8 protein-coding genes are annotated in these 12,664 nt (G+C 40.7%); 2 read left to right on the top strand and 6 right to left on the bottom strand.

Annotated elements, in window-relative coordinates; genetic code table 11:
* Positions 1 to 69: 69 nt before the first annotated feature.
* The 6 genes from FRX45_RS02560 to FRX45_RS02585 all read right to left on the bottom strand — a co-directional run bounded on the left by FRX45_RS02560 (position 70) and on the right by FRX45_RS02585 (position 9,591).
* Entirely contained in the window at positions 70 to 3,117 is a 3,048-nt protein-coding gene (locus FRX45_RS02560) for a SusC/RagA family TonB-linked outer membrane protein (RefSeq protein WP_152266811.1), read from the bottom strand.
* Positions 3,118 to 3,585: 468 nt separating this feature from the next.
* Positions 3,586 to 5,946 carry a hypothetical protein gene (locus FRX45_RS02565; RefSeq protein ID WP_152266812.1) on the bottom strand — a complete coding sequence of 787 codons (2,361 nt, stop codon included), beginning with the start codon at positions 5,944 to 5,946 and terminating at the stop codon, positions 3,586 to 3,588.
* Positions 5,947 to 5,980: 34 nt separating this feature from the next.
* Positions 5,981 to 7,102 (bottom strand): mandelate racemase/muconate lactonizing enzyme family protein, encoded by a 1,122-nt coding sequence (locus tag FRX45_RS02570; RefSeq protein ID WP_152266813.1) that lies wholly within the window; start codon positions 7,100 to 7,102, stop codon positions 5,981 to 5,983.
* Positions 7,103 to 7,146: 44 nt separating this feature from the next.
* Positions 7,147 to 8,133, bottom strand: coding sequence for a DMT family transporter (locus FRX45_RS02575; protein ID WP_152266814.1), 987 nt, complete (start codon positions 8,131 to 8,133; stop codon positions 7,147 to 7,149).
* 38 nt (positions 8,134 to 8,171) lie between these two features.
* Positions 8,172 to 9,056 carry an SDR family NAD(P)-dependent oxidoreductase gene (locus FRX45_RS02580; protein WP_152266815.1) on the bottom strand — a complete coding sequence of 295 codons (885 nt, stop codon included), beginning with the start codon at positions 9,054 to 9,056 and terminating at the stop codon, positions 8,172 to 8,174.
* Positions 8,953 to 9,591, bottom strand: a complete 639-nt coding sequence (locus FRX45_RS02585; protein WP_152266816.1) for an RraA family protein — start codon at positions 9,589 to 9,591, stop codon at positions 8,953 to 8,955. Before FRX45_RS02585 ends, FRX45_RS02580 begins: the two co-directional genes overlap by 104 nt.
* Positions 9,592 to 9,977: 386 nt before the next feature.
* Between FRX45_RS02585 and FRX45_RS02590 the strand changes: the two genes are divergently transcribed.
* Both FRX45_RS02590 and FRX45_RS02595 read left to right on the top strand, forming a co-directional pair.
* Positions 9,978 to 10,850 (top strand): AraC family transcriptional regulator, encoded by an 873-nt coding sequence (locus FRX45_RS02590; RefSeq protein WP_152266817.1) that lies wholly within the window; start codon positions 9,978 to 9,980, stop codon positions 10,848 to 10,850.
* Between the two features lie 154 nt (positions 10,851 to 11,004).
* On the top strand, positions 11,005 to 12,633 hold the full coding sequence (locus tag FRX45_RS02595; protein ID WP_152266818.1) for a hypothetical protein: 1,629 nt from the start codon (positions 11,005 to 11,007) through the stop codon (positions 12,631 to 12,633).
* The last annotated feature ends 31 nt before the right edge of the window (positions 12,634 to 12,664 follow it).

The following is a 12,664-nucleotide window of genomic DNA, read 5'->3' on the forward strand; positions in this document are numbered from 1 at the left end:
GAGGTGAAAGAAATGTTTCACGTTTGACGTCTCACTTCTATCTTCTCAGGTTTCACGTCAGGCACGGCATTAGAATGTTAAATTGACACCAACCGAATTTACTCTCACCATTGGATAACTGTAGCTGTTCCCGCCTATAGGTGCTTCAGGGTCTACCCATTTGTAAAATTTGGTGAATGTCAGCAGATCCCTGGCTGTCCAGAAAACACGTAATCCGATACCTGCATTTGATAACATCCTCGATGTTACTGTATAGCCTACCTGTACATTTTTAAGTCTTAGATAACCTGCGCTGCGTACCCAGAAAGAGGAAGGCGTTAACCCGGGATCATTCTGTGAGTTGGAGTTCCATACCCTGGGGAAACTCGCGTCAGCATTGTCTGGTGTCCAGCGGTCGAGCCAGATACTTGTTGGATCTCCGTTCTTATCATAAAGTGAACCTAATATACGACCAGATACGTATGACTTAACATTTCCCGCTCCCTGCAGGAATAAGACAGCATCGAATCCTTTATATCTCGCAGAAAGGCTAAGACCATAGGTTACCTTAGGGAAATAGGTACCGAGGTAATGCCGGTCGTTGCCATCAATCACTTTATCATTATTCAGATCTTTATACTTGATATCGCCCGGGGCAACAGGTCCGCCCATCCCACTCTGATCTGCATGTTTATCTATATCGTCCTGCGACTGAAATAGTCCATCTGCTACCCAGCCATATAAAGAATTAATCGGTAACCCTACGCCTTGTATAGTAGAACCATTGGGGAAAGGACCGGTACCGGCTAAATCTGTTACCTCATTCTTTATAACAGAAAAATTGGCATTCGCATCAAAGCTGAAATCGCGTTTTCTAAAATGATACCCTGCGCTCAGCTCAACTCCTTTATTTTGCACACTACCTGCATTTATCACCGGGGCAGATAAACCGAAAGTGCTTGCTACGGGAAGACTCAACAGTATATCTGAAGTATTGCGTATAAAGTAATCACCGGTAAAGGTTACCATTCCATTCAGTAAAACGGCATCTAATCCTATGCCCTTGGTGGTGGTGCTTTCCCATTTAATATTGGTATTAACGCCCTTACCTGGAGCAATGCCATCAGCAATCTGCCCTCCGAATATATAATTATAGCCTGTTGAGATTGTAGCCTGGTAAGGATATGTGCCGATATTCTGGTTACCCAGCATACCCCATGATCCCCTGATCTTCAGCTCTGAAAAAATATGCCTGAGCGGCTCAAAAAATGATTCTTCAGAAATACGCCAACCCGCAGATACAGAAGGGAATGTTGCCCAGCGGTTGCCTGGAGCAAAACGGGATGAGCCGTCGTACCTGATATTTCCCTCTACAAGGTACCTGTCCTTAAAGGAATAGTTAATCCTCCCGAACGCCGATTCCAAAGCATATTCTGATGCGTTACCGGCATTCTGCATACCTGCCAGTGGCCCAGGATCCAACTGGTCCAGTGCATTATTCAGGTACCCGCGCCTGCTGCCAAATAAATAATCGGATTGGTTCTGCTCGCTTGAATATCCGCCCAGCACTTTAAACGCATGGTCACCAAGCGTTTTGCTGTATTCTATCAATGTTTGCAGGGTTAGGTTGTCTGTAAAGCTGCTATTGGATGCCACGATGTTCGGACCTTCCCAAATCGTTGGTGCACCGGTAAATACATCATAGTATTGCAGGTCATTGATCCTTGATTTTGCCCGGATAAAATTACCGGTATAACCAAGCATGGGCTTCACATGCAGATCTTTAATGATCTCAATGTCGGCCTGAAAAACTCCCGACAGGCGATGCATCTTGTTAAGGTTATTTGACCCCCCTTCCAATACGGCAACAGGGTTGCCCTCATCGCTATAGCCATAGTAGCCATTTATCTTATACGGAACCACCCTGCCTGTTTGAAGAAGCGTTGCCATTAACTGGCCAAAATCCAAGCCGTGAATATTACTTACCGGCTCCCTGAATTCCTGATTCGAATAAGCGATATTGCCGGTTAGTTTAATGCGGGAGTTTATTTTATATTCAGTATTAAACCGCGTATTGTACCGTTTTAAATAAGAACCCTCTACAATGCCATTCTGGGAAAAATATCCCACCGACAGGTAGCTTTTCATTTTTTCGCCGCCACCGCTTACATCCAGGGAATGGTTTTGCTGCAGCCCGTTACCCCTCCAGAACAGATCATACCAGTCGGTATTGGGATAACGTTCGGGATCAGAACCATCTTTGAATTTTTGAATTTCAGCATCAGTGTATTTTGGAGATTTGCCTTCGTTTACCAAAGCCTCATTATATAGTGTTGCCGCCTGCCATGAATCAATAAAATCAGGTTGCACCGTCATTGCCTGCTTGCCGATATCTGCGTTGTAATGAGCAACTGTTTCCCCTTTCTTTCCGCTTTTTGTAACAATCAGTATTACTCCGTTAGCAGCTCTTGATCCATAAATAGAAGCCGAAGCAGCATCTTTCAGCACAGTGATAGATTCTACATCATTCGGATTGATATCATTCATGCTCGACACCACCCCATCTACCAAAACCATGGCATCGCTATTACCTAAGGTTCCGATACCACGGATATTTATGGTACCCTGATCGTTTCCGGGCTGCCCGTTGTTTACAGTAACTGTTACCCCTGGCATAGTACCCTGCAAAGCAGATGACAAGTTGCTGATTGGTCTGCCTTTCAGATCTTTAGAAGAGACGGTGGCAATTGATCCTGTGAGGTTAACTTTTTTTGTTGTGCCGTATCCAACCACTACCACATCATCCAGTACATTGGCTTCGGTTTGGGTAAGGCTGAGCATAATATCCCGCTGGTTACCCACTACCATTTCCCGGGTTTCGTATCCAACATACGTAAAAACAAGTACCTGACCTTTCACAACACTGATGCTGAACATTCCTTGATCATTGGTTTTTGTGCCTGAACCGGTACCTTTAACCTGAACAGACACATTTGCTAATGGTGTTTCTCCATCAGTGATTTTACCCGTAAGCGTAAAATTTACCTGAGCAAAAACGCCACCTGCCAAAAAAAGAAAAAGCAACAGCAATAGAAATGCTTTTTGTGGAGCTGGAAATGCTAATAGTTTTAAATTCATAGCAATTGTTTTGTTTTGTGTATTTACTTTATAACATCATTCAAACCGGCACAAATAAACTATGTTCCGATTTTATACTACAAAAATATTTACTGAGCAAACAGCATCATTACACAATCTTGTTTATTCCGTATCCTATCTTGCTTTTCTTTTGCAGCGGAATCTAAATTGTTCAAAGTTGAATTTCAGAAAACCAGTAATCCCTGTCACTATTATTCAGAACCGGAGCTGACTTTTATTATGAGCGGTGAGGGGGTAAGATATGCAGATAATTCCATTGAAAATTTTCATGAAGAGTAGCTTTTGCCGGGTGCTCACTTACCGGATTGGGCCACAATTGGCGCTATATATGTTCCTGCCTTTTATGTACCGTTGCTGCACTGTATAAAGGTCGTGTATGAAAAAGGAATTCCATTATAATATGCTGTCATCTCCACAATTGAGGTGTACATGTACATCATTTGCATATCAATTCGCCGGCTCCGGCTTCATCGCATTTTCCGCTACATCATTTTTCTTTCCCAATCCGGTTAAAGTATACACACTATTTGAAGGAACAGTGGCAGTAAAGGCATTATCGTATACTGCTACATCATCATTTTTATGTAAATTTTGAACACTATCAGTATAATACATTTCAAAACTACTGATGGCAGGTAAGTTTTTTAATGACCCATTTAATGTAACAGGATGATTTTTATTGTTGATTCCAACAATGGTTATTCTATTTGAAGCAGAATCATAAAACGACAAAACCATAAGGCTGCCGGGATTTGCTGAAACCGATATCTGCCATGAATCCGGAGGAACAAATTTTGAAACCTGGGCAATAGTATAAAAAGTTTTCCGGGGATGATATGTTCTGGTTTCAGCATCATAAGCAAGCAACCCCCAATAGCTGAATAAACTCGGCGCATGGTGTTCGTAATAACTATCATAGCCTTCCCATGCAAGCGCGGCACTGGCTCCATTCTTTAAAATATCTAAAAGAAAATACACGGATTTACGGGCATAATCATAATTGTATTCACCCAGTATCCCATCATCACAACCATTGCACCAGGCATTCCATTCCGTTATCCAAAAGCTGGATTTGGGATAAGGTGATTTAAGAAGATACTCCTTTAATCCCGGGTAATATCCGTTATAACTATGAAATCCAAAATGAGCCATTCGCAACATCACAATTGAGTCAGCCATAAGTGCAGGTACAAATTCATTTAAACTGCTTTCCATGCCGGCATTATCCGGAGCAACAATACGAATGTCTCCCAGACCCAGTGCATCCATCCGTACTATTAATTTTTGAATGATACGTGCATGCTGTTTTCCGTTTAAATGTGGGCCTTCGCTGTATTTATGATGGTCTGACTCGTTAGTAGGTGCGATAAGACCAAATTTTAAATGCCGGGTTTTAATCGCATAATAATAAAAAGAAAGGATCATCTCTACATATTCGTCCTCATATTTTGGTTGAATCACTTTTACACCCATCCATTCAGGCGCAAATCCCATAAAATTGACCATTAATTTATCTGTTATTCCACGCTCATTGAGATATTGAATCATATCCCATGCTTTTTGAAATTTTGGCGTTCCGTAAAGTTTGTTGTAATAATCCCAATTAAATGTAAAGGGATCGCTATTATCATTAACCTCCTCCCACTTCTCCACTGTTTCTACAATAACTCTCCAAATTGTTGCATGCATGGAGTCGAGCAAAAGTTCAAGAGCAGGCTCCAGCTCTTTACCATTCCAGCTACGGGTATTAACATTCACTCCAATACCGTCTATCTGCTGCAACCTTTTAGCTCCGTCAAATTGCAGGCTTACGGCAGCACCAGCATTTTTGGGCTGGCTTATAGCCCCGTAAGGTAAAAAGCACCAAAAAATAAAAGCGCTTACTATCGAAATAATCATTTTCATTTGAAAGGAACTGACTATTGGCAAAATGTTAGTATCAATAGATTTGTCAGTTTCATCTGCTGTTGCTTTTGCCAGGAGCCAATGTTCCGTATGTTCTACCATACCGCCAGGAGCTAACTTTGTTAAGGGACCAAGCGTCTCAATTTCAAGATAGTTTGCACTAATATATGTTTCATTATTACAATTATAATCCGGGTATACAACAGCGGGATCAAAATCAAATTTTTTTATCAATACCTCGCCTTTAAGGTAATAAGCTATCCATCCCTGTTTGTTTGTTACACCAATTTTTTGTTCTGAAGTAAACAATGGGTCCTGCTTAACCTGAATATATTTTTCACCCCAAATCCAGCGGGGGTCGTTCATTTTTGTATACTGCCAAAGCGCTAAAGAACGGGATGGTAACAAATAATCATCCCCTTCACCATAAGGTTCCTGGGGTATAATTGCTCTTCCACCAGGGGCAAGCATCGTAATAGCCCATGCAGCTAATTCCACTTCCCGCAAATTTTGATTTATCAGGCGATGTAAAACCTTCACCTCATTTTTATCCGGCGATAAAGTGATTTCTATTTCTTTCACAATACCTGTAATAGCTTCCTTTGCCTGTATTAGTTTAATGTGTTTATCCTGCAGTTCAAATTCAACCTCATCATTGTCGGGATTGTAGCTGAATGGCAATGCTTCCGGAGCGAGCCATAACCTGTGTCCGCCATAAATGCGCCATTCCTCACCACCAGTTTTACCAGCATGTTCAGGCACAGGGTAAAGCAAATTTTGCCCATTAATAAATCCAAATCTCATTATCCGGGGGCCAACATCGGTAGTAACGATTAATTCTATTTCATCATTACTAAGCCTTATACAATTTGGCCAACCGTTATAATTTATTTTTTCAGGCATGCAATACTTATATTTCCTGTTCAAAACAGTGCATTTATTTAATATTTACACCATACTTCAGAATAACTTCCGGGTTCAATTCTATACCTAATCCCGGCGTTTGGGGAACTTCAACAAATCCATCTTTTTGTATAAATGGATTAAGCAATAATTCCTTCCGGATAGCAGATTCGGTTACAGAAAATTCAAGAAATGGGGCATGCTGAACAGAGGCGATAAATTGTATAGAAGCTGCCACCAGTACTCCCGTTTTAAAAGCATGCGGCACACAGAGGACATTAGCATCAGCCGTCATCATAGCAATTTTTTTTGCTTCCGTTAATCCGCCACAACGCGACATATCCGGCTGCACAACATCAATATGTGTTTCGTTTATCAGCCGGGCAAAAGCTAATCGGCCGCTTTCTTCTTCCCCTGTTGCAATTCGCATCGTTGTTGATTCCGTGAGTCTTTTGTAACCAATATAATCTTCGGCGGGCAATGGTTCCTCGAGCCAATAAATATTTAACTGCTCCAATGCTTTAGCAACATATATCGCTTCTTTTAAGCGGTAACGTTTTCCAATATCTATCATAATATCCACCTTATCCCCGGCTGCTTTTCGTGCAGTTTTGATTAACTCAATATCATTATGAACATCATAGCCCAAAGGGCCCCATCCAAATTTAATAGCTGTATAACCCTGCGATGCATATTCCCCGGTCATTTTCTTTACTTCGTCAGGCGTATCAGGCATCAGGGCGCTGGCATAAGCCCTTACTTTATCTGCATAACTACCCCCTAATAATTTATGAACGGGTTTCCCTACGGCCTTCCCCATTATATCCCATATCGCCATATCAATACCGCTCATTACGTGCATTACAGGTCCGCTGCGGCCATAGTAATACGTTTTCGACCACATATCGTTCCATATTTGTTCATAGTCAAACGGGTCTGTTCCAATTATCACTTCCCGAAGCCCATAGCAGGTTCCATGAGACATGTAAGCATCTACTACCGCTTTGCCCACATAAGGCGCTGTATCAACTTCACCATAGCCGGTGATCCCTTCATCCGTTTCTACTGTAATAATCAAATCATCCTGCGTTCCGTCTGCAGCACTTGAAATTTGAGGCAGGCGAAGAACAGTAGCTGTTACATTTGTAATTTTCATTTGTTATATTTTGTTTATTGATTATTTTAATATTGCATCCGGTATTAAGATGTTTTCTGAACCTCTTCAGCTTCAATTAGTCCGTTTTTACCTCTTCCGTTGAATAACGACAAAAGCTGCTTTTCGTAAACCGTTACCATAAGCGTACCAGCAAAAATAATTATGCCACCGGTAAGCATAAAAGCAGTAATCTTTTCATTCAGCAAAATAATTCCAAGCAGGGAAATAAAAAACGGTAATAAATAGTTTCCTAGTATTGCCTGGGAAACATCCATGCGTTTTAGTATATAAAAAAATAGCAGCATGGATACACCATACACCATCAAACTCAACTGCAGCAAACCGAAAAAGGCTATTCTGCCGGAATGGATAATTTCGGAAAAACTAAATGGTTCCACCCAAATTAACAAAGGAATGCATGCTATACTGCCAACCAATGAACTATATACCAGTATTTCAAGTTCTGTAAATTTTTTGTCAACCAGCAACTTGCTGTAGGTATTAAAAAAAGCAGCGCAACTACATGCCAAAAGAAAAATAAGATTGCCTTTAAAATATATACTTTCTGAAAAACTAGCTCCCTTAATATCAGGTAAAGAAGTTAACAACACACCGGCAATTGCAATTATAAATCCTATTACTCGTACAATGTTTAATTTTTCTTTCAGCAAAACAGAGGCGAAGATGACTACCAGAACCGGGATAGTTAAAGTAATTATACCAGCGTTGGATGCCAGTGTTAATGTAGAACCGAGTGTATAAAGGTATTGCATTAAAAATATGCCTACCAACCCCGGTAAAATAAAATATCTCAGGTCTTTCCATGTACGCCGGCCGGAATCTTTTCTTTTTCTATTCTCGGCCCATAAAAAAGGGATAAACAGTAAAGTGCTTATTAGCATTGGAACAAAGGCGACAGTCATAGGGCCAAGTTTGTTTCCAATCAATCGTATAACAGGTACCTGAGTTGCCCAAATAAAATTAACTAAGATGACTAATAACCAATCCCGGGTTTTTTGAATTTTGAGCATACTCCTTTTAAGTTATCATTTTGCTGTAAAAATTGTCATTATTTAGGCGGCAGGCCGGAACCAAAACCACCATCCACTATATAAGCGGAGCCAGTTACAAAAGAAGCACGATCGCTTGCCAGGAAAATTGCAACCTGTGCAACTTCCTCCGGTTTCCCGATTCGCCATAATGCATGTAATTTCCCTGCTTCAGCACGAGCCTGAGCAGGATTTGCCTGACTTTGAAAATAACCTTCAGCCAGTCCGGCATCAATATATCCGGGACAAATGCAATTAACACGAATCCCCTCCGGGCCATGGTCAATAGCCATTGCTTTGGTTAGCCCGATGATAGCGGCTTTAGTGGAACAATATCCTGCACACGAAGGCTCAACATAATATGCATTCACAGAAGACATATTCACAATATTACCTTGAGTATTTTTTAAGTACGGTAAAAATAATTTGGAACAAAGAAAAACACCGCCAACGTTTACCGACATTTGTGCGTTCCATTCTTCAAAAGAAGTATCAGCGATTGTTTTGTTTACCTGAATACCTGCATTATTGATTAGTACGTCAATCTTTCCACACAGCTTAATGGTTTTATTAACCAGTGCGGTTACAGATTCCGGTTTTGAAACATCAACCTGGCAGGCAAAAGCCTTTCCACCTGCTGCTGCTATTTGACGCACGGTTTCTTCTGCGGCATCAAGCTGTATATCGGCTACAACTACACTGCCGCCTTCTTTTGCAAACTCAAACGCACAGGCCCTTCCTATGCCCGAACCCGATCCTGTTATTACAACTGAACGATTTTGCAGATTCATAATGATTAAGTTATAAAGCTTTGTATTTATCGAATACTTCACTGAGTGTTTTTCCATTAAGCAGTTCTTTTCTTGATAAGTTTTCAGCAAGAACTTTCTCTTTGGCTTTTCCAATTACTTCATTTTCAAGCATTTTTGGTATAACAACAATGCCGTCAAAATCGGCAAAAATCAAATCGCCGGGATTAACCAATACTCCACCACATTGCACGGGTACGTCATAATCAATAACAAGGCCCCGTCCTTTTGAATCCAGAGGTCTTATCCCCGCATAATATACCGGAAAACCCATGTCAATGATCTTAATACAATCTCTTATCTGACTGTCGCAAACGCAACCGGCAACCCCCTTCCGTTTTGCAATAGTTGACATTAGTTCACCCCAGGGCGCATTTGTACCATTATGATCAGTAGAATGAACAACAACATCGCCTTCCATAAGCGAATCCATAGCTTCAATTTCCAACCCGTAAGGATTTCCCTCATCCACGCTATTAACCTCTTTCCATTTCAATGTTTTTGCCCTGCCAATAAACCCACAATTCCTTATATCTGGTAAAAGCGGTCTCAATCGTTGATGCATAGCCTGGTTGCGATAACCCATTTCATCGAGTATGTCACATACTACAGCTACGTACAGTCCTTTCATAATTAGATAGTATTTATAATTTGATATTCCCGGTTCATTGTCAGTTCAAGTTTAAGCAACCTTTGTCATTAACAAATTTAGTTTTATATACGAAGGGCGTTTTATCTGATATTGACCAATCCTTTCCCTATTTTGTATGACTTAAAAAAACAAACTCAGTAACGAACAAATAAGCCATTATACATTAACCCACCGCTGAATGCTTTTTCCAAATTAAAGTGGTACATCATGTTGAATGAAGGATTGGGCTCCTTTGCCAAATCTGTACAAATAGCAACTGTTTTCAGAAATCATCTATTATCGCATTTTATCCAATTACTACCTTATCTTGTCGCGATACAAAGAAAAATTGAGAAAAAGAATACAAATTACCATATATTTAAGAAATGAAGCCTCACTATAAACCTATACCATCGGAATCTAAATTGTTCAAAGTTGAATTCCAAAAAACCAGTAAGGAGTTCTATTATCCCTGGCATTATCATGCTGAACTTGAACTGACCTTTATATTAAGCGGACAAGGCGTAAGATATGTGGGTAATTCCATTGAGAATTTTTATGAAGAGGATCTTGTTTTGCTGGGCTCTAACTTACCGCATTCCTGGAATACTACTACCGATCAGGAACAGCCGGTAAACGCTATCGTTATTTATCTGAAGGAAGAATTTTTTGACAAAAATTGGATGCAGAGCATCGAATTTGAAGGGATAAGGAATCTGTCTGCGCTGATGAATAAAGGGATAAAAGTTGACAACAAAGTGGCTTCGGAACTTAAACAAAAATTCTATGATCTGCTAAATGCATCCCCGTTTGAAAAGCTGATGATTTTGTTACAGGTGCTTGAATATCTCTCCCACAACCAGGAGTATAGGTTTTTATGTGAACAGGAGTTCACCTGCGATTTTGATGACACAGATAAAACTCGCATCAATACCGTTTACAATTATATTCAAACGCATTACCAGGAGCAGGTTTCTCTTGCAGATATTGCTTCCAGGCTAAACATGAGTGAAGAGTATTTCTCCCGGTATTTCAGTAAAACCATGAAAAAACCTTTTTTTGAATTTTTGAATGAATATAAAATTAGCCGCGCATGCAAGCTGCTTATTGAAACCGATAAACAAATAAGTGAAATATGCTACGCTTCAGGGTTTGAGAGCATTCCATTTTTTTACAGGCAGTTTAAAAAATTCAAAGATTGTCAACCCAAAACGTATAGGATGAATTATCAGAAAATAGCTGCGTATCAACCGGCATAACTTCCCTGCCATTTATTATCCGTGTTTTAAGAATACGATTGCTTAAAACAATCTGCTACAAAATAAGCTAACGATTGTACCAAATCAGGTAGAAAATAACCTGACAATTGTAATAAGTTTGTTTGAGTTCAAAAAATCCTTCAAGATTTTACACATGAATAAAACAACACTCTTTATTATCAATTGCTTAATCGCAAGTTCCCTGTGCGCACAGCGCCAGTCAAACCGCTACTCAAACAAGCCCGACTCGATAGCTACTCATAAAGTTGTTTTGGATGATCAATTAAAACTAATTTCGTGGATCCGGCCACAATCCCGGGCTTATGATATCTTTCTGAGGCAGCGGTGGAACTTTATAAAAACATCCGTGCCGTATAGTCCCGGACCACCACCGAGATCTCAGTATCCGCAATATTATTTTTACTGCGCTTACAAAGTAGGCAATGGAAAAATTCTGCAGGAACCTGACGCATGGATGAATGATATTGGTGAAAAAATCCCTAACTGGTTCGAATCGGCCCATCTGTATTACGCGTATACCGGCGATACAACGGTAATGCATATTGTAGAAAAGCTTGCGGAGTATGCGATTGATCATGGCATAACACCTGCTACATTTGCCTGGCCGAATTTTCCATACACTACTACCAACGCCGGCGATATGGAATTTAAAGGCTTTGACGCTGCCAAACGTTTTGTATTACATGAAGTGCAGGTTGACCATGCGGGAGATATGGGGTTAGCATTTTATCGTCTTTATTTATATACAGGTAAGGAAAAATATAAAACAGCAGCGATTGGCATTGCCAATACCCTTGCAAACAAGGCGAGAACAGGAAACGCGGATAGCTCAGTTTGGCCTTATCGCGTGGTAATGAATACAGGTGAAGTAACGGCTCCATATGGCGCCAACTGGATAGGCGCCTATTCTCTTCTTGAGCACCTGGTAAAAGCAAAAATGGGTAACACAGCAGCGTACAGCAGCACGATGGATAAAGTGAGGGATTTTATGCTCCGGTTTCCCATGCAAACAGGATACTGGGCCGACGGGCATACGGATACCGATATAAAAAGCAATGCCTATAAAAGCAATATGGGCAAAAGTAATACGGCATTATATATACTGGATAATCCGTCATTCGATCCGGAATGGAAAACACATGTGCCTCAAATGATACAATGGACGGAAACCAATTTTGTAACGCGTTGTGTGGAAGGTGAACCTGCCACGCAATGGGGAGCTAACCTTGTAGGTGAGCAGGATGATTTTTTGCCAAAGATGGATTATCAAACAGCGCGGTATGCCGCGGAATGTGCCAAATGGTATGCTGTTTCGGGAGATACCGCATATAAGGAAAAAGCCTATCGTTCTTTAAACTGGGTTACCTATTGCAGCGATTCAACAGGACTTGCATTTGAAAGCCCCGTAAGCAAGGGCGTTTCGAGCTGGTGGTCGGATTGCTATGGAGAAGGACCCAGAATGTTTTATCATGCTTTAGCTGCTATTCCTGAATGGGCGCCAACACATGAAAACCACATATTGTACTCGCAGGGTATATTAAAAGACGTATTGTATGAAGCTAAAAAAATTCAATATACTGCAACTGATGAAAATGGCACAGAATTCCTGCGCCTGTCGTTCAAACCCGCAAAGATTTTGCTAAACGGGCAGCGTATTGCTGATCAAAACAAAAACACTGGTTATTCAATAAGGTCACTTGGAGGTGGAGATTACGCTGTAACGGTCAACAGGGCAAAGGCAGGGCAAATCATTATAGAATGATCGTGGCGTTCAGTTATTGGAAATAGGATAG

This window comes from Agriterribacter humi, assembly GCF_009192765.1.
GTDB lineage: Bacteria > Bacteroidota > Bacteroidia > Chitinophagales > Chitinophagaceae > Agriterribacter > Agriterribacter humi.